Below are 17,568 nucleotides of genomic sequence, written 5' to 3'. Positions count from 1 at the left end.
GCGTTGGCCCCTGGTGGCGCGGCTGGTCGCGGCGGCGGTTCTGCTTGCCGCCGCGCTCCCGGTTGCGGGCAGCGCGCCTGTGCTTGACGGATTGCGGGGCAAAGCGCGCGCCGCGCTGGACCGGGGTGACGGGATCGCCGCCGAAGTGCCGCTGCGCGAAGCGGTGCGCAACGGCACCCCGGCCGATGCGGTGCGCGATCTGGTGGGCGAGGCGCTGCTGCTCGAAGGCGACCGGACGGAAGCGCGCCGCTGGCTGACGGAAGGCGCGTTCGCCCCTGATACGGCGGGCAATGGCTGGCGTGTTCGCGGACGACTCGAACTGGCGGAAGGCAATCTCCAGCGTGCCGCGCAGGCGTTCGACCAGGCCTTGCGGTTCAAGCCAGATGATGCCGGATTGTGGGTCGATATCGCCCGGCTGCGGTTCTCGGGCGGCGAACAGGCCCAGGCGATCGGGGCGGCGGATCACGCCGTGCGGCTGGACCCGAACAACGTGCGCGCGCTGGAACTGCGCGGGATGCTGGTGCGCGAACAGTATGGCCTGCGCGCTGCCCTGCCGTGGTTCGAGGCCGGCCTGCGGATCGCGCCCAACGACAAGGCCCTGCTGGGCGAATATGCAGCAACCTTGGGTGATCTTGGCCAGTATCGCGCGATGCTGGCGGTCTGCCGCAAGCTGATCGAGGTCGATCCGAAGAACGCGCGCGCGCTTTACCTGCAAGCTGTGCTGGCGGCCCGCGCGGGTAAGACCGAACTCGCCCGTTCGATCCTGCTGCGCACGGGATCGGCGCTGCGCGACATGCCGGCCGCCATCCAGCTCAACGGTATTCTCGAGTACCGCGCCGGCAACGTGAATCTCGCGGTCGAATATTTCGATCGCCTGTCGCGGATGCAGCCGGACAACCTCGAGGCGCAGAAGATGCTCGCGCGGGCGCTGGATCGCCAGGGGGATTACCGGCAGATACTCGACCGGTTCGAGATCGTGGCGCGACAGCCCTGGGCATCACCCTATATGCTCGCGCTTGTCGGTCATGCATGGGAACGGCAGGGCAAGCCGCAACGTGCCGCGCCCTATCTTGCCCGGGCGGCGCAGCACGGCGTTCGTCCGTTCGCGCCGCTGCCGTCGGGCGCACCGCTGGGCGTGCTGGGCGTGCGCTACAACGAAGCGCCGAATTTCGCGATCAACGTGCTGCCCTATGTCCGGGGGCTGCTCGAAATGCGGCTCAACGGCGAGGCGCTGGCGGTCGCCACGCGCCTGCGCGATGCCAATCCCGGCGCGTCGGAAGCACACCTGCTGGTCGGCGATGTCAGGATGCTGGCGGGCGATACGACCGGAGCCATTGCCGATTATGATCGGGCCGCGTCCATCCGCTATACCGAGCCGGTTCTGGTCCGGATGGATGCGGCGCTGCGCGCGGCGGGAAGGGCGCGCGATGCCGATGGCATGACCGCGCGCTATCTGTTCCAGAACCCCGGCAGCGTGCAAGCCATGAAGCTGCTGGAAGCGGGCTGGCGACGCGAGGGGCGGGATGCGGATGCGGATGCGATGGCGCAGGTCCTGGCCGGGCGCGGGCTGGGCTGATCGCGCCTCTCTCCTGGTCCGGCGGATTCGCTCTGGACAGGACACCGCCCCGGGCGTTACGACCTCGCTTTAATCGATCAATTAAATACGAGGGAGCGGCATGGCCGGAGCGCTGGAAGGACTGACTGTCATCGAGTTCGCAGGGATCGGGCCGGGGCCGTTTGCCTGCATGATGCTGGCGGATCATGGCGCCAGGGTGATCCGGATCGACCGCCCCGGGGCCACCAGCCGTGTGGGTGATGATGGCCAGCGCGATATCCTCAACCGCAACCGTCAGCGCATCGCGCTGGATCTCAAGGACCCGGCGTCGCTGGCGCGCATTCGCGAGCTGGTGAAGGAGGCCGATGCCATCGTCGAGGGCTATCGCCCCGGCGTGATGGAGCGGCTCGGGCTTGGTCCGGACGTGCTGCTGGCCGACAACCCGCGGCTGGTCTACGGCCGGATGACGGGCTGGGGCCAGGATGGGCCGATGGCGCCGCTGGCGGGGCACGACATCAACTATATCGCCCTGTCCGGCGCGCTGCACACCTATGGCGAGGCGGGGGGCAAGCCCCAGTTTCCGGTTAACGCGGTCGGCGATTTCGGCGGCGGTGGAATGCTGATGGCGTTCGGCATCATGGCGGCGGTGTTCAGCGCCCGCACCACCGGTAAGGGGCAGGTGGTCGACTGCGCGATGGTCGATGGTGCGGCGATCCTGTCCGCGATGACGTGGACGTTCTTCGGCAACGGCATCTGGAAGGACGAACGCGGCGTCAACCTGCTCGATGGGGGCACGCATTTCTACGACACCTACGAGACGGCGGACGGCAAGTGGATTTCGATCGGATCGATCGAACCGCAGTTCTATGCGCTGCTGATGGAGAAGACCGGGCTGAAGGACGATCCGGATTTCGCGCGGCAGATGGATGCGAAGGCGTGGCCCGATCTCAAGCAGCGGACCAAGGCGCTGTTCCTGACGAAGACCCGCGACGAATGGTGCGCGATCATGGATGGCACGGACATCTGCTTCGCGCCGGTGCTCAGCCTGTCGGAAGCGCCCGGCCACGCGCACAACGTCGCACGTGGCACGTTCGTCAAGGATGGAGGCATGGTCATGCCCGCGCCGGCGCCGCGCTTCATCGGCACGCCGGCTCCCGAACCGACGCTCGCCTCGACGCCGATTGAATAGCAACCCGACGGAGTGAGGGTCAGTCCGCGCCGGTGTCGGGATGCCGACGCCGGTGGCGGATCGACCACCACAACGACAGGCCGATCAGGGCCGCGCCGATCAGCCCGGTCACGCTTTCGGGGATGTGGAAGCGCGCCGATGCCAGCATGATCCCGCCCAGCGCGATGATTGCCCAGAACGCGCCGTGTTCAAGATAGCGGTATTCCGCCAGCGTGCCGCGCTTCACCAGCATGATGGTCATCGAACGGACGAACATGGCGCCGATCGACAGGCCCAGCGCGATGATGACCATGTTGTTGGACAACGCGAATGCGCCGATCACGCCGTCGAAGCTGAACGAGGCATCCAGCACGTTGAGGTACAGGAATCCGCCAAGGCCGGAGCGGACCATCGCGCCCGCCGCCTTCTGCGCTTCTTCGCGCATTTCGAGGATCGTGCCGATCGCTTCCACCGCGATGAAGGCGACGATGCCGAGCATCCCCGACACGATGAAGGTATGCGCCTCGGTGGCGTCCAGCAGCAGCAGCGAGACCAGATAGAGCCCCACCATCAGCAGGCCGATCTCGGCGGCCTTGACGTTGGAGACGAGGCTCAGCTTCTCCTCGATCCAGCGGATCCAGTGGACTTCCTTTTCGCCGTCGAAGAAGAACGACAGGCCCACCATCGCCAGAAACGCGCCACCGAAGCCGGCAATGCCCACATGCGCGCCGCTGACGATCGCTTCGTAGCGCGCCGGTTCGTTGAGCGAGAGCTTGAGCGCTTCCACCGGACCGATTCCGGCGGCAATCGCCACGATCGCCAGCGGGAACACGATGCGCATGCCGAATACCGCGATCACCATGCCCCAGGTGAGGAACCGCCGCTGCCAGACGTCGTCCATCTCGGCGAGGACGGTGGCGTTGACCACCGCATTGTCGAACGACAGCGAGATTTCGAGGATCGACAGAACCGTGACGATCCACACCAGCGCCAATGTTGCCGATGCCGAGCCCGTCAGCCACCAGCCATAAGCTACCGCCAGCGCGAGGCAGACCAGCGTGAAGCCGATCGAGCCCTTGAAGAAACGAAGCACGGTTTGGTCCCCTGAAGATGCGGAAATGCGGTGGCCGGTGCGCGGCCATGGACGGTCGCGCCGGGCATAGCGGAACGACCCGGCAACGCAATGCCGGGAAATGCGCGGATGCTTGCGTTATCCGGAATCAGCGCGGCTGGTAGGTCTGTTCGATGCCGGGGAAGGTCCGGTTGCGGACTTCGTCGGCATAGCGCGCGGCCGCGCCTGAGATCGTCTCGGCCAGGTTCTCGTAGATCTTCACGAAACGCGGCACCCGTTCGAACATGCCCAGCATATCCTCGGTCACCAGCACCTGCCCGTCACACTGCGCCGATGCGCCGATGCCGATGGTGGGGCAGGGCACGGCCTGCGTGATCTGGATGGCGATGGGTTCCACCACGCCTTCGATCACGATGGCGAACGCGCCGGCATCGGCCAGCGCCCTGGCATCGCCGACAATCTTGGCGGCTTCCGCTTCGCTGCGGCCGCGCGCGTTGTAGCCGCCCAGCACATTCACTGCCTGTGGGGTAAGACCAACATGGCCCATCACGGGGATCCCCCGCCGGGTGAGGAAGGCCACGGTTTCCGCCATGGCTTCGCCCCCTTCGAGCTTCACCGCCGCGCAGCCCGTCTCCTTGAGCAGGCGCGCGGCGCTGGCGAACGCTTGTTCCGGTGAACCTTCATAGGCGCCGAATGGCATGTCCACCACGACGGCGGCGTGATAGCTGCCGCGCACGACCGCCGCGCCGTGCGCGGCCATCATGTCGAGCGTGACGGGAACGCTCGAAGGCAGGCCGTAGATCACCTGCCCCAGCGAATCCCCGACCAGAAGAAGATCGCAATGCGCATCGAGCAACTGTGCCTGCCGGGCGGTGTAGGCGGTCAGCATCACCACGGGCTGGTCGGTCACTCCGTCCTTCTTGCGCTGACGGATCGCCGGAACCGTCAGGCGCTTCATCGGCGCCGGCGTCGGGTTGGCGCGGCTGGTCGCGGTATCGAGCTGGAACGTCGTGGACATGCATGTGGTCCCTTCGGAATACGGGGACAAGCCTTCTAGACCATCGTTCGCGGCCCGCAAGCATGCCGGCATCCCCAGAAGGCGGGGGAAAAAGACCTTTGCGTGACGGAACCTTGCCGCTAGCTTCCTCCGCCACAACCTGGTTGCCGGTGTAACCGTTCCGAGGGATCGGCGGTCCGCAACGGTCCAAGGCGGGAGAATTCCATGTTCGGTCGCGTCAAACCACTCGACGCCATTCTTGCTACTGCCGAGAAGAAATCCTTGCATCGCTCGCTCGGCGCCTTCCAACTTACCATGCTCGGCATCGGCGCCGTGATCGGCACCGGCATTTTCGTGCTCACGGCCGAAGCGGCGCAGAAGGCCGGGCCGGGCATGATGCTCAGCTTCGTCATCGCCGGCTTCGTCTGCGCCGTTGCCGCCCTGTGCTATGCCGAAATGGCGGCGATGGTGACGGTTTCCGGCTCCGCCTACACCTACAGCTACGCCGTGATGGGCGAACTCATCGCCTGGATGGTCGGCTGGGCCTTGATCCTGGAATACGCGGTGGCGGCCGGCGCGGTCAGCGTCGGCTGGTCGGGCTATGTGGTCGGGCTGGTGGAGAACGCTTTCCACATAGACATACCCGACATGCTCGTGCGCGGCCCCTATGACGGTGGCGTTATCAACCTGCCCGCCATGCTGATCGCCAGCCTCGTCACCGGACTGCTGGTGATCGGGACCAAGGAAAGCGCGACGGTGAACGCCGTGCTGGTGGCCATCAAGGTCTCCGCGCTGACGCTGTTCGTCATCCTGTCGGTTCCGGTGATGAACATGAAAAACTTCGAACCGTTCATGCCGCTGGGCTTCAGCGGCGTGGGCGCGGCGGCCGCCTCGATCTTCTTCGCCTATGTCGGCTTCGACGCCGTTTCCACCGCGGCGGAGGAAACCAAGAACCCGCAGCGCAACATGCCGATCGGCCTGATCGGCAGCCTGGCGATCTGCACCGTCTTTTACCTGCTGGTAGCGGCGGGCGTGATCGGTTCGGTCGGCGCGCAGCCGGTGATGGATGCGCATGGGATAGGCCTTGAGCCCGGCAGCCGTGAGTTGGCGGCTCAGTGCGCCAGCATTGGCGATCAGGCCGTGGTCTGCTCCAAGGAAGCGCTGGCGTGGACGCTGCGCGAGATCGGCTGGCCGCAGATCGGCAACCTGATCGGGCTCGCGGCCGGCCTTGCCCTGCCTTCGGTCATCCTGATGATGATGTTCGGCCAGACCCGCATCTTCTTCGTGATGAGCCGCGATGGCCTGCTTCCGGCAGCCTTTTCCAAGATCCACCCCAAGTTCAACACCCCGCACGTCATCACCATCCTGACGGGTGTGTTCGTGGCCTTGTTCTCGGCATTCTTCCCGGTGGGTCTGCTTGCCAACATATCGAACTCCGGCACCCTATTCGCGTTCGCGGCGGTTTCGGTCGCGGTGCTGATCCTGCGGCGCACGGAACCTTCGCGGCATCGTCCGTTCCGCACTCCGGCGATCATGGTTACCGCGCCGCTGTCGTTCCTGGGCTGTCTCTATCTGTTCTACAAGCTGGACGTGAAGAGCCAGATGCTGTTCGTGGTCTGGGCGGCGGTGGGCCTGCTGGTCTATTTCGCCTACAGCCGCAGCCGCAGCCATGTGGGCCGTGGTACGGTCGAGGTGCACGAGGAGGACGCGGACGCGCCGCCGCAGCCGGTGCCGCCGCTGCCCTGATCGACCGGTCGATCGGATCCGCGCAAAAATGGGGCGCTTCCTTCGGGAAGCGCCCCATTTCTTTTCACGGATGCCGCAATCAATCCGATGTGACGAGGTGCAGCGCCCTGACGTTTTGCGCGGATGCCTGCGCCATCATTTCGTAAGCCGCCCGCGCCCATATCTCGGCATGGGTGAAGCGTTCCGCCCGGTTCGCGGAATCCGCTTCGGCCTTGTCGGTGGCCGCGTGCCCCGCTTGCGCGGCGGCTTTGACCTGACCGGCGATCGAGAACTGCGTCCCGGCGGGCGACGAAGATGTCGCAGGCGCGGTCTGGTCCATCCTTGCCGGCTGATCGGCCGAGGGCGATGCCGGGTTTGTCGTTGCCGTATTGCTGGCGGCGCCTGCCGTGTTAACCGGCGGCGAAGCTGCGGGCTTGTCGTCGACTGGCGCCTGTGGCTGCGCCGCCTTGTTCTCCGCCACCTCGGGGCCTTCGGCGTCCGCTGGCGTGTTAACTTCGGACATCGGAGGATTGGTGTCCGTCGAGGGCGCCGACGCAACCGCCGGGGGCGTTTGGTCCAGCGGTTCGGCGGGCGCGCTCGCGGCTTGCCCGGTCACAGCTGGCGGCTGTGCGGTTGCCGTCGCCGGATCGGCCGCAACGGGTTCCTGCGCAACGGGCTGGCTGTCGGTAACGGCCGGGGCAGCGAGAGAGGTGTTGTCGTTCGACGAAGCGGGCGACGATGCCACCGGCGCAGCCTCGACCGGGGCGGGCGCGACCGCCGGAACAGAGTAGGTTACCGGCTCCGCAGGCGTATTGCCGGTTTCCACGATTACGCCCGGCGAGGTTGCGCTTCCGGTCGACGTGCCCGCCGATGCGGGCGCGGTCGCGCTGGTCGCGATGGGCGCGCTTGCGACTGCCGTGGATGTCGAAGTGCTTGTGGCCGGAGCCGGCTGCGTTGCCGTGGATGATGCAACGGTATTATTGTTCGTCGTCTGCTTCGGCGCTACCCAGCCGAACAGACCACCAAGTGTCATTCCCATGATGTCTACCCATACGTGTTATCGCGTTGGGAGCTACCGGCGGCCTGTTAAGGCGTAAAAAATGGGAATGGTTTACCGGCGGGTAATCGTCTCCGGTCCGGTTCTATCAGACCACACTACGTGGGCTTGGTTAAGATCGGGTTTCCACGGCGGCCGGCGGGCGTTTATCCCCGCAGCCGCTCGATGCCCTGCGCCAGTGCCACGTAGAGCTTGCCCATGTCCGAGGACAGCAGCGTCACGCCCAGCGCGTTGCCATCGCGTGTGGACAGAAGCTGGCGCAGCATCGCCTCGAAATCGTGGATGTAATGGTTCACGTTCTCGCGGAAATCGCGGTTGCGTTCGTAGTGGTTCTGGATCGCCTTGGCCTGCCCGTTGTCGATCAGGCTGACCGCGCGCCGTGTGAAGATGCCCCGGTCTCCGCGGAGATAGGCCGCCCACGCGGTTTCCGACACGTCGGTCGACAGCGCCTTGGCGATATCGATGGAGGTCGAGTTGAGCGATTCGGTGATGAGCGCCACCCGCCGGGCAAAATCGTTGTCGACCTGTTCGGTTGCGCGTTCGCGCAGGCGTTCGACACGCGCTTCCAGATTGCCGGCCAGTTCGTCCACGCGGCTTAGCTGATCGCGCATCTGGATAACCGAATCGCGGCTCGCCTGCGTCGCGGCGTCGATCGCTTCTTCCAGCTTGCCCACCAGTTCCGCGCCGCGTCCCTGAAGCACGCGCACGATGGCCGCTCCGCTCTGATCGCCGAGCTGGTTCGCGATTTCCTCGATTTCGCCGACGGTGCCTTCGCGCAGTTGCGAGGCGATCCCCGAAGCGACGCTGGAGAGCCGTGTAAGCACTTCGGTAAGCCGCTCGTCAACTTGCGTGGCCAGCTCCTCGCTTTCGTCGCGCGCCGTGGCAAGGATCTGGCGCAGTTCGCTGATGCTGACCTGCTGTTCGGCGGCGCGGCTGAGAAAGGCTTCCTGAAACCGGCCGACGTCCTTGATCGCATCGCGCACTTCGCCGCGCGTGGCGACAATGTCTTCGGACAGGGTGCGCCCACTGTCGCCCGCTTCGCGCAACGTGTCGCGCAGCATGAACACGCGATCCTCGATGCCTTTCAGCCCGGCTTCGGAACTGCGCAGCGCTTCGGGAAGCTGTGTGCGGGTGTGTTCGCCGCTTACCTGGATCAGTTCGAGCAGGCGAACCGCCGCCAGCGTCAGTTCCCCGATCTGCACGTCCGTTTTCGAAAGGGCGTCGCGCGATTCCGCAAGCCGCTGGTTGAGCAGACCCAGGGCCTGATCGACGGCCTGCGCGGTTTCCCCGCCCTGTTCGCCCGAGGCGCGCAGCGCCAGCGAGAACGACACCACGCGTTCGGCGATCTGATCGCAATGCGTGGCGAGCTGCCGGGTGCTCTGCATCTGTTGCCGGCGCTGTTCCTCGATCACCTGGTCCAGCTCGGCCAGCTTGGCGGCCAGCGCGTCGGCCGCTTCGGCGCCGGCGGCTTCCATTGCCTGGCGCCGCAGCAGGATGGCATCGTCGATCTCGGTCAAACGGCGCGTCAGCGCGGCGCGCTGTTCCGAAGCGGAAGCCTCGGTGCTCGCGCGCCGGCGTGCCAGTTCGTCGTCCAGCCGCCGGGCTTCCGCCTCGATCCGGGAAACCAGCGAGCGGGCGGAATCCTCGAACCCGGCCAGCTGCTCCATCGCCTGCGCCACCACCGCTTCATGATCGCGGCTGACCGCGCCCAGTGATTGCAACGTGGTATCGGCATGGGCGGCGGAGCGTTCGTACCAGGCCTTGAGCGCGTCGCTTTCGGCGGCGGCGATCTGTTCGCCAAGCCTGCCGCTTTCCTCGCGCAGAGTATCGAAGCGCAGTTGCAGGGCATCCAGCGCCTCGGCCTCGGCCGCCATCGTGGCGACGCGGTGCTGGTCCAGTTCGGTCGCGAGGTGATCGGCGCGCGCACGGATCGCCGCCAGGGCCGCGATCTCGTCCTGATCGAGCCGCTCGCGGAATGCCTCGCCTTCAGCCGTCAGTGCGGCAAAGCGCTCGGCCGATGTTGTTTCGAGCTCGTGAGTTGCGGCCTCGAACGCGGCGAGCGCCTCGTTCACCTTGCGGCGGATCGAATCGACCTGCCGCTCGCTCGCCACGCCGAACTCGTTGAGGCGCTGGAATCCGGCAACCAGGCTTTCCAGTTCGAGATGCGCCGTGCGCCCGGCGCCGGCGATATTGTTGGTTACATCCTTCGCCGCGTTGGCGATGACCGGCAGTTGCCCCCGCAACTTCTCCATGTTGTCGAGCGCGCTGACCGAAACGGTGGCGATGCGATCGACCTGCGCGCCGTTGTCGACCACCAGTTCCTGCAACCGCGCCGCGCTGCCGGTAATGCGCTCCACCGCGATGCGCCCCAGCGCTTCCAGATCGCGGCTTTGCGAGGCAATGAAGTTGCGCGCCAGCGAGAGTTCGGTGTTCACGCTCGTCAAACGCTGTTCGAGCCGTTGCGACTCCAGCGAAAGCCCGCGCGCGGCATCGTTGAACCGCGCGGCTTCGCGCTTGCTCAAGCGCAGGACCAGCAGCAGCGCGACAAGACACAACAGCACGGGCATCGACCATGTGGAGATCGACTGGACCCAGACGTTCAGAGCGGACGTTGCACGCAGCACGTCCAGGTTGGCCAATACGAAAAGAACCGTCCAGGCACCTATCGCCAAGGCCGCCAGCGTGGGCGCGAGAAGGCCTGAAAACCGAGAACGGGTTGCTTCCTCGAACCATTCGCCTTCGTCGGTTTCGAACATCGGCAAGTCACTGATCGGATCGGTCAGTTCCAGCGGTTCTGTCTGATTGTCGCGCGTATCGGCAGCCGCCTCCGCTTCGGGCTGGCTGCTGTCGATCGGAATGATGCGTCCCCCACTCATGGAGCCGGCATACCACGCCGCGGGCAGCGGCATAAACCCAGTTTTAACAATGACTGTTGAATATGGCCCGATGGCCTATCTCGGCGAAAACATCGATGCCGCGCTGGCGGCGGCTGCGGGCGACGATCCGGCCCTGTTCCTTGAACTGCGCGCGGCGTTCGTGGAGAGTGTAGAGCGCCAGTTGGACCTGCTTTCGCGTGCGCGGTGCGATGGTAACTGGCACATGGCCGCGCTGCGGCTGAAGGGCCTTTCCGCCAGTTTTCATGACACGTCGCTGATGCAACTCGCCGACGAAGCGATCGAATCCGCGCCGGGCGAACCGCGTATCCTCCGGCAAATCCGCCAGCACATCGATGGGCTCGCGCCCGAAGTCTGACGTATCGCCACGGCGGACCGGCGGGCGGGGATAAGGCGGGCGGCGCGCTTGGCATAACTGCCTCCGCGCCCTACCATGGCGGCTTACAGGAGGCCGGAGAGCGTGCGGGTCGCATTGCTATCGCTGATGGATGCAGCGGCGGAAGAACCGTCGGGGCTGCGCGGGCACCTGCCGATCGGCGGGCGTTCGGTGTTGCGCCATCAGGTGGGCCTGGCGCTGGCCTTCGGATGCGCGCGCATCGTCGTGCAGGCAGAGGCTTTGAACGGCGAACTCGTGGCGCTTCAGCACGTGGCTGAGAGCGCTGGCGCCCGGTTTCATGTCATCCCCACGGGGCGGGCGCTGGTGCCGCTGGTTTCGCCCGAGGACGAACTGCTCGTGCTGGCCGATGGGCTGCTTGCCGTGCCGGAGGATGCCCTGCGCCTGCTCAACGACGGACCGGTGATCCTGACCATGCCGGTCGAAACGGGATTGGCAGCCGGGTTCGAACGGATCGATATCAACCACGCCAGCGCCGGCGTCATGCGATTGCCCGGGCGCGTTGTGGCGGGGCTGGGCGAATTGCCGCCCGAATGGAGCCCGGCCTCCGCCTTGCTGCGAATCGCGGTGCAGGCCGGCGTGCCACAGCGCGATATTCCCTTTGCGTTCATCGATCAGGGACGGTGGCGCCTTATCCGCAGCGAGGATGAAGCACACCGGGCTGAGCCGGGCTGGCTGCGGCTCCACACCATCGGTGCGCACCGCCGTTCGCCGGGCGAAATGCTGGCCGGCATCGCCGTGCAGAAGATCGGCCCCGCGCTGCTGCACGCCGGCACCCGGCCCTATATCGTCACCATAGCCTCGTTCGCGCTGGGCGTGCTGGGCGTCGGCGCGGGCTGGTTCGGCAGCGCGACGATCGGCTTTGCCCTGCTGGCGCTCTGCTGGCTCGTGGCCGAATGCGCCGCGCTGCTCGCTCGCGTGGAGCGGGCATCGCTTCTGGCATCGGCCCGCATGGCGCCGACCGGGGCCGCGTTCGCGTTGCTGCTCGATGCGGGCTTTGTCGCGCTTTGCGCGTGGCGGTCCGAGCTGGCGGATATTTCGGGTGTGGCGGCGGCGCTGCGCCTGTTCGCCCCGCTGGTCCTGGTGTTGACGTTGCGGCTTGTGCCCGCGGTCTGCGCGGCCCGCGACTGGACATCGTGGCTGAGCGACCGCTTTCTGTGCGGCATCGGTCTGGCGGTGCTCAGCGCGATCGGGCCGTTCGACGCCGCGCTTCGGATGGTCGTGCTGGCCCTGCTAGCAGGAACGCTGCTTGACGCCAGCGCTGTCGGCCGCCGTACCGCTAACGCCGCATCAACCATTCGGGAATAAAAGATTTCCGATGATGGACCCCGTGGTTCCCGCAGTCGCTTCCGGAGCGATGGAGGACGTGCTGGCCACGCGGCTGGCCGCGGAGGAGCGCGCGTATGCAGGGGCGGGGCCAGTCCTGCAATATCTCCTCCACAACGGGCTGGGGACCATCTTCGATGACGAAATTCTGGCCCGCGTGCGCGGCATGCTGGCGGACTGCGCCCGCCAGCTTGCCGCCGCCCTGATCGGGCCGGATCGCGCCAGCCACCACGGCGAAGCGACGGTGGATGCGCTGATTGCCGGGCTCGCGGAACAGCCGGCAGTCCTCGAACATCTTCATGCTCTTGCGCTCGAATGGCGTCTTGCGTTGCGGCTGCGGGACAGGGCCGCGCTCGATCCGGCATTGTCGCCGTTGATCCAGGAGCAGATCGGCGCTGCCAACCCATCGGTTTCGACGCTGGCGGTGAACCTGATGGCGGCGCAGGCGCGCTTCTGCCAGCAGCAGCGGCGGATGCAGTTGCCGCTGATGGAATTGCCCGGCGATGTGCTGAACCGCGCGATCCGCGTGATGCAGGGCGTGGCTCGCGAAGCCGATGCCGATGCGGTGCAGGCGGAACGGATCGTGCGCACCGGACTGGACGAAAAGCGCAGCCGTCTGGCTCTGTTGCGCCGCTCGGTGGCGGCACTGGGCGAGCGCGCCGGCGTCTCGCTGGTGCTGGCCCATGCGGGCGCGGCGCTGTTCGTTACGGCGCTGGCGCTGGGCGCAGGATGCTCGCGCGAAGCCGCCGTTTTCGCCACCGCCGAAGGGCATGAGACCCGGCTGCTGCTGGGGTTGATCGCCTGCGGGCTGGAGGAAAGCGCGATCGCGGCGCAATTCCTGGCGGTGCATCCGGGCGGAACGATTCCAGAGGGCCTGGGCCTTGTCGCACCCGAACGCGCGGCGGCGCTGCTGTCCGGGTACGAGCGTTCATGAAGGCGCTCGATCTGGCTCACGGCGTCAGCGATCCCGACGACCGGCTCACCGATGCCAGCGAAGTTCTGGCGGACTGGCAACGGCGCTGCGGGGGCGAACTGCCCGGCGTGATCGCGATCCCGGCTCTGCTCGAACTGGTGCGGTCGGCGCGGCGGGCCGGCACGCCGCTCGCGCGCACGATAACGTTCTTGGACGAAACGCGGGTGCTGTCCATGTGGGCCGCGGTAACGCCCGAAGCGGACGGGACGCGGATCGAACTCAGCCGTTGGCGGACGTCCGCCGTGGAGGACGGCGGCGCGGACGCGCCCGGAGCGGCGGCGCTGGTCCGGCAGATCGCGGAAGCGCAAGTGCTGCTGGATGCCGAACAGCGCGTGGTCTCGGTCGACGCCATGGCCGCCGACCTTGCCGGCATGGCTGCGGCCATGCGCGAAGGAATCGGCCGGCGCTGGACCGAGTTCGTGAATCTGGCGGAGTTGGAGCATCACCAGAGCGCGCTGCACTGGCGCCTGCTGGACGATGCGGCGGTAGGAATCGACGGATCGGTCCGGCCCTGGCGCGCGCGGCTCTTCCCGATGGGGGATGCCGGCTTCGAACTGCTGCTGGTGCCGGACGGGATCGGCATCATACCGCATGAAAGCGTAGCGCCTTCACCCCAGGCACCGGACGCGGCGAGCTGGAACGGCATCATTGGCCGCGAACTGGCGCCGGCGCTGCGGCAGCCGATCAACCGCATCATCGCCAACGCCGAAACGATCCGCACGCGCCTCGCCGGGCCGCTGTCGGACGAATACAGCACCTATGCCGGGGATATCGCCGAGGCGGGCCGCCATCTGCTGGGGCTGATCGAGGATCTGGCTGATCTGGAAGCCGTGGAGGCGGAGGGTTTCAAACCCGCGCCCGATCGGATCGATCTGGCCGATTGCGCGCGGCGCGCGGCGGGTATCCTGTCGGTGCGGGCGCAGGAGCGCGCGATCAGGCTGGCGACGCCCGCGGAAGAGGCGCGGACCCCCGCGATCGGTGAGTTCCGGCGCGTGCTTCAGATCCTGATAAACCTGTTGAACAACGCCATCCGCTACACGCCGGGCAGTTCCACCGTTACGCTGACCTGCTGGACTGATGGCGTGCGCGCGTGGCTGTGCGTGGCCGACGAAGGGCAGGGGTTGACGCAGGAGCAGGTGGACCAGCTGTTCGCCAAGTTCGAACGGCTGGGCCGATCGGGCGACGGCGGAACCGGGCTTGGCCTCTATATCTCGCGGCGATTGGCGCGCGCGATGGGGGGAGACCTGTCGGTGGAGGCGACGCCGGGGCAGGGCGCGCGGTTCGTGCTGGAACTGCCGGCCGATACGAACACCGAAATGGGCGTGTCGGAAATCTGAAAGGGGTCTAGCCCCGCCTGCGCGAGGCTCGCCATAGGGCGCCGACGCCCAGCAGAGCGAGCAGCGCGCCTTTCCATACCCATTCGCGTTGATCCAGCATGAAGCTGGAGGCGGGCCACAAGATGAGGCCGGTTCCCTGGCCCATCCACAGCCCGCCCATCAGGACGGCGACGATGCCGAAAATCCGCAGGATCATTCTGAGCATCGCCGCCGCTCCCGAAGCTTAGCGCTGGTTCAGCGGAATGTAGTCGCGCTGCGTCGGCCCGGTGTAGAGCTGGCGCGGACGACCGATCTTCTGGCCGGGATCGGAGATCATTTCGTTCCACTGCGCCACCCAGCCCACAGTGCGGGCCAGAGCGAACAGCACGGTGAACATCGTGGTCGGGAAGCCGATCGCCGACAGGATGATGCCCGAATAGAAGTCCACGTTCGGGAACAGCTTCTTCTCGATGAAGTAGGGATCGCTGAGCGCGATCTCTTCGAGGCGAAGCGCGGTTTCGAACAGCGGATCGTTCACCTTCAGCGCCGAGAACACCTCGCGCACCGTCTGCTGCATCACGGTCGCGCGCGGATCGTAGTTCTTGTACACGCGGTGGCCGAAGCCCATCAGGCGGAACGGATCGTTCTTGTCCTTGGCGCGCTCGATGTAGTGCGGGATCTTGTCGGGCGTGCCGATTTCCTTGAGCATGTTCAGCGCGGCTTCGTTCGCGCCGCCATGCGCCGGCCCCCACAGGCAGGCGATGCCCGCCGCCATGCACGCGAACGGGTTGGCGCCCGACGATCCGGCAAGGCGCACGGTCGAGGTAGAGGCGTTCTGTTCGTGATCGGCATGGAGGATGAAGATGCGGTCCATCGCCCGTTCCACTTCGGGCACGACTTCGTATTCCTCGGCGGGCACGCCGAAGGTCATGCGCAGGAAGTTGCCGGTGTAGGACAGTTCGTTCTTCGGATAGAGGAACGGCTGGCCGACCGAATACTTGTAGGCCATGGCCGCGATCGTCGGCATCTTGGCGATCAGGCGGTGCGAGCTGATCTTGCGGTGCTGCGGATCGGCGATGTCGGTGGAGTCATGGTAGAATGCCGAAAGCGCGCCGACCACGCCGCACATGATCGCCATGGGGTGCGCATCGCGACGGAAGCCGCGATAGAAAGTGCTGAGCTGTTCATGCACCATGGTGTGGCGGCTGATCGTGCGGGTGAACTCGGCAAGTTCATCCTGGTTCGGCAGTTCGCCATTCAGCAGCAGGTAGCTGACTTCCATGAACGAGGAGTGTTCGGCAAGCTGGCCGATCGGATAGCCGCGGTGCAGCAGCACGCCTTCATCGCCATCGATATAGGTGATCGCGGAATCGCAGCTCGCGGTGGAGGTGAAGCCGGGATCGTAGGTGAACAGGCCGGTTTGCCCGTAGAGCTTGCGGATATCGACCACATCCGGCCCGATGGTGCCGCTGCGGACCGGCATTTCGACAGTCTTGCCGTCCGCGCTCAAAGTAGCCTGGTTTTCGCTCACGCTAAGCCCTCCTGATCTGGGTTGTGCCGTGGGAGATACGGCAAGGAGATTAGAAAACGAACTGGTTCATGCGGATTGGTCCCGGAGTCGCGCAAGCGCTTCCTCCTTGCCCAGCAAGACCAGCACGTCGAATATGCCCGGCGAGGTTGTCTGACCCGTCAACGCTGCGCGTAACGGCTGGGCAAGCTTGCCCAGTCCTACTCCCAGCTCCTCTGCCATGGCCTTGAGACTGGCCTCCAGCGTGGAGGTTGTCCAGTCGCATTCCGCATCGATCCTGGAGATGATCGCTGCGAGAATGGTGCGTGCATCGTCCGTCAGCAGGCTCTGCGCTTTCGCGTCGAGCGGCAGCGGACGCTGCGAGAACAGGAACACGGCGCCCTGCGCCAGTTCGTTGAGATCGGCCGCGCGTACCTTGAGCACGGGCATCGCTCGCTCCAGCAGCGCCATGTCCCGCGCGTCGTCGAACGCGGGGGCCAACGGCTTGAGCCGGGAAGCGACCAGACCCGCCAGCCGCGCATCATCGGCTTTGCGCAGGTAGTGGCCGTTGAGATTGAGCAGCTTCTTGAAATCGAACCGCGATGCGCCCTTGCCGACATGGCCGATATCGAACCATTCGACCGCCTGATCGCGGGAGATGATCTCCTCGTCGCCATGGCCCCAGCCAAGGCGCAGCAGATAGTTGAACACCGCTTCGGGCAGCAGCCCCATCTCGTCGCGATAGGCGTCCACGCCCAGCGCGCCGTGCCGCTTGGAAAGCTTGGCTCCGTCCGCACCGTGGATCAGCGGAATGTGGGCATAGGCCGGGTCCGGCCAGCCGCCCTCGATCGCGTGCATACCGCGAATGATCACGAGCTGGCGGAAGGCGTTGTTGATGTGATCGTCGCCCCGGATGACGTGCGTCACGCCCATGTCGTGATCGTCGACCACGACCGCCAGCATGTAGGTGGGCGTGCCGTCCGAACGGAGCAGGATGAAATCGTCGAGTTCGCTGTTGCTGACCGTGATTTCGCCCTGCACCAGGTCGGTGATGACCGTCTGCCCTTCGCGCGGAGCCTTGATCCGCACGACATAGGACTGGCCCTCGGGCCAGGTCGCGGGATCGGCATCGCGCCATTCGCTGTCGATGCGGAACGGGCGGCGTTCTTCCTGCGCCTTGGCGCGGCGCGCGGCCAGTTCTTCCTGCGTCAGATAGCAGCGATAGGCGTGGCCGGCGGCGAGCAGCGCGTGCGCCACTTCGGCGTGCCGTTCCGAGCGGGCGAACTGGAACACGGCCGGTTCGTCACCGGTAAGGCCCAGCCACTCCAGCCCGTCGAAGATCGCGTCGATCGCCGCGTCGGTGGAGCGGGCGCGATCGGTGTCCTCGATCCGCAGCAGGTACGTGCCGCCGTGGTGGCGGGCGAACAACCAGTTGAAAAGCGCGGTCCTGGCGCCGCCGATATGCAGGAACCCGGTCGGCGAAGGAGCAAAGCGCGTAACAACGCCGGAGCGTTCCTGGCCGGCTCTGGCGGCCGATTGTGCGGAAACGGTTTCAGTGGCGCTTGCCATCGGCCGCGCGGTCCT

Annotated in this window: 14 protein-coding genes; 7 read left to right on the top strand and 7 right to left on the bottom strand. The window is 66.3% G+C overall.

Going from position 1 to position 17,568, the window contains the following annotated elements:
• Positions 1 to 13 precede the first annotated feature (13 nt).
• Complete coding sequence (locus EH199_RS01440) at positions 14 to 1,576, top strand: tetratricopeptide repeat protein (RefSeq protein ID WP_223806405.1); 1,563 nt, start codon at positions 14 to 16, stop codon at positions 1,574 to 1,576.
• A 100-nt stretch (positions 1,577 to 1,676) separates the two neighbouring features.
• Positions 1,677 to 2,744, top strand: a complete 1,068-nt coding sequence (locus tag EH199_RS01435) for a CaiB/BaiF CoA-transferase family protein (RefSeq protein ID WP_124807494.1) — start codon at positions 1,677 to 1,679, stop codon at positions 2,742 to 2,744.
• Between the two features lie 19 nt (positions 2,745 to 2,763).
• On the opposite strand, the gene EH199_RS01430 is transcribed toward EH199_RS01435, so the two are convergent.
• Both EH199_RS01430 and panB read right to left on the bottom strand, forming a co-directional pair.
• Positions 2,764 to 3,816, bottom strand: coding sequence for a DUF475 domain-containing protein (locus EH199_RS01430; protein WP_124807493.1), 1,053 nt, complete (start codon positions 3,814 to 3,816; stop codon positions 2,764 to 2,766).
• A 127-nt stretch (positions 3,817 to 3,943) separates the two neighbouring features.
• On the bottom strand, positions 3,944 to 4,813 hold the full coding sequence (panB, locus tag EH199_RS01425) for a 3-methyl-2-oxobutanoate hydroxymethyltransferase (protein ID WP_124807492.1): 870 nt from the start codon (positions 4,811 to 4,813) through the stop codon (positions 3,944 to 3,946).
• Positions 4,814 to 5,017: 204 nt separating this feature from the next.
• Between panB and EH199_RS01420 the strand changes: the two genes are divergently transcribed.
• Positions 5,018 to 6,538, top strand: coding sequence for an amino acid permease (locus EH199_RS01420; protein ID WP_124807491.1), 1,521 nt, complete (start codon positions 5,018 to 5,020; stop codon positions 6,536 to 6,538).
• A gap of 79 nt (positions 6,539 to 6,617) precedes the next feature.
• Here the strand turns inward: EH199_RS01420 and EH199_RS01415 are convergent, their stop codons facing one another.
• Positions 6,618 to 7,556 carry a hypothetical protein gene (locus tag EH199_RS01415; RefSeq protein WP_124807490.1) on the bottom strand — a complete coding sequence of 313 codons (939 nt, stop codon included), beginning with the start codon at positions 7,554 to 7,556 and terminating at the stop codon, positions 6,618 to 6,620.
• A 164-nt stretch (positions 7,557 to 7,720) separates the two neighbouring features.
• Positions 7,721 to 10,450, bottom strand: coding sequence for a hypothetical protein (locus EH199_RS01410; protein WP_124807489.1), 2,730 nt, complete (start codon positions 10,448 to 10,450; stop codon positions 7,721 to 7,723).
• A 70-nt stretch (positions 10,451 to 10,520) separates the two neighbouring features.
• On the opposite strand from EH199_RS01410, the gene EH199_RS01405 reads away from it, so the two are divergent.
• From EH199_RS01405 to EH199_RS01390, 4 genes are all read left to right on the top strand, one after another.
• Positions 10,521 to 10,826: an Hpt domain-containing protein gene (locus tag EH199_RS01405; protein WP_124807665.1), complete on the top strand. Its 306-nt coding sequence runs from the start codon at positions 10,521 to 10,523 to the stop codon at positions 10,824 to 10,826.
• Positions 10,827 to 10,928: 102 nt separating this feature from the next.
• Positions 10,929 to 12,170 carry a hypothetical protein gene (locus EH199_RS01400; protein ID WP_124807488.1) on the top strand — a complete coding sequence of 414 codons (1,242 nt, stop codon included), beginning with the start codon at positions 10,929 to 10,931 and terminating at the stop codon, positions 12,168 to 12,170.
• A 10-nt stretch (positions 12,171 to 12,180) separates the two neighbouring features.
• The gene (locus EH199_RS01395) at positions 12,181 to 13,122 is read left to right on the top strand and encodes a hypothetical protein (RefSeq protein WP_124807487.1); all 942 of its coding nucleotides are present in this window, start codon (positions 12,181 to 12,183) and stop codon (positions 13,120 to 13,122) included.
• Positions 13,119 to 14,498, top strand: a complete 1,380-nt coding sequence (locus tag EH199_RS01390) for a HAMP domain-containing sensor histidine kinase (RefSeq protein WP_124807486.1) — start codon at positions 13,119 to 13,121, stop codon at positions 14,496 to 14,498. Before EH199_RS01395 ends, EH199_RS01390 begins: the two co-directional genes overlap by 4 nt.
• 7 nt (positions 14,499 to 14,505) lie before the next feature.
• Here EH199_RS01390 and EH199_RS01385 read toward each other — a convergent pair whose 3' ends face one another.
• From EH199_RS01385 to gltX, 3 genes are all read right to left on the bottom strand, one after another.
• Positions 14,506 to 14,703: a hypothetical protein gene (locus EH199_RS01385; protein ID WP_124807485.1), complete on the bottom strand. Its 198-nt coding sequence runs from the start codon at positions 14,701 to 14,703 to the stop codon at positions 14,506 to 14,508.
• A gap of 18 nt (positions 14,704 to 14,721) precedes the next feature.
• The gene (locus tag EH199_RS01380; RefSeq protein WP_124807484.1) at positions 14,722 to 16,008 is read right to left on the bottom strand and encodes a citrate synthase; all 1,287 of its coding nucleotides are present in this window, start codon (positions 16,006 to 16,008) and stop codon (positions 14,722 to 14,724) included.
• A 66-nt stretch (positions 16,009 to 16,074) separates the two neighbouring features.
• Positions 16,075 to 17,553 carry a glutamate--tRNA ligase gene (gene gltX, locus EH199_RS01375; RefSeq protein ID WP_124807483.1) on the bottom strand — a complete coding sequence of 493 codons (1,479 nt, stop codon included), beginning with the start codon at positions 17,551 to 17,553 and terminating at the stop codon, positions 16,075 to 16,077.
• Between the last annotated feature and the right edge of the window lie 15 nt (positions 17,554 to 17,568).

Origin of the sequence: Novosphingobium sp. LASN5T (assembly GCF_003856955.1) — a bacterium.
Classification (GTDB): domain Bacteria; phylum Pseudomonadota; class Alphaproteobacteria; order Sphingomonadales; family Sphingomonadaceae; genus Novosphingobium.
Note: the sequence above shows the minus strand (reverse complement) of the source record. Positions and strands in the feature narration are given on the sequence as shown.

What these genes read in the sequence shown, in the direction of transcription:
- EH199_RS01435 (WP_124807494.1), top strand. Translation starts at nt 1,677, where the DNA reads ATGGCCGGAGCGCTGGAAGGACTGACTGTCATCGAGTTCGCAGGGATC.
- panB (WP_124807492.1), bottom strand. Translation starts at nt 4,813, where the DNA reads ATGTCCACGACGTTCCAGCTCGATACCGCGACCAGCCGCGCCAACCCG.
- EH199_RS01420 (WP_124807491.1), top strand. Translation starts at nt 5,018, where the DNA reads ATGTTCGGTCGCGTCAAACCACTCGACGCCATTCTTGCTACTGCCGAG.
- EH199_RS01415 (WP_124807490.1), bottom strand. Translation starts at nt 7,556, where the DNA reads ATGGGAATGACACTTGGTGGTCTGTTCGGCTGGGTAGCGCCGAAGCAG.
- EH199_RS01410 (WP_124807489.1), bottom strand. Translation starts at nt 10,450, where the DNA reads ATGAGTGGGGGACGCATCATTCCGATCGACAGCAGCCAGCCCGAAGCG.
- EH199_RS01405 (WP_124807665.1), top strand. Translation starts at nt 10,521, where the DNA reads ATGGCCTATCTCGGCGAAAACATCGATGCCGCGCTGGCGGCGGCTGCG.
- EH199_RS01395 (WP_124807487.1), top strand. Translation starts at nt 12,181, where the DNA reads ATGATGGACCCCGTGGTTCCCGCAGTCGCTTCCGGAGCGATGGAGGAC.
- EH199_RS01390 (WP_124807486.1), top strand. Translation starts at nt 13,119, where the DNA reads ATGAAGGCGCTCGATCTGGCTCACGGCGTCAGCGATCCCGACGACCGG.
- EH199_RS01385 (WP_124807485.1), bottom strand. Translation starts at nt 14,703, where the DNA reads ATGCTCAGAATGATCCTGCGGATTTTCGGCATCGTCGCCGTCCTGATG.
- gltX (WP_124807483.1), bottom strand. Translation starts at nt 17,553, where the DNA reads ATGGCAAGCGCCACTGAAACCGTTTCCGCACAATCGGCCGCCAGAGCC.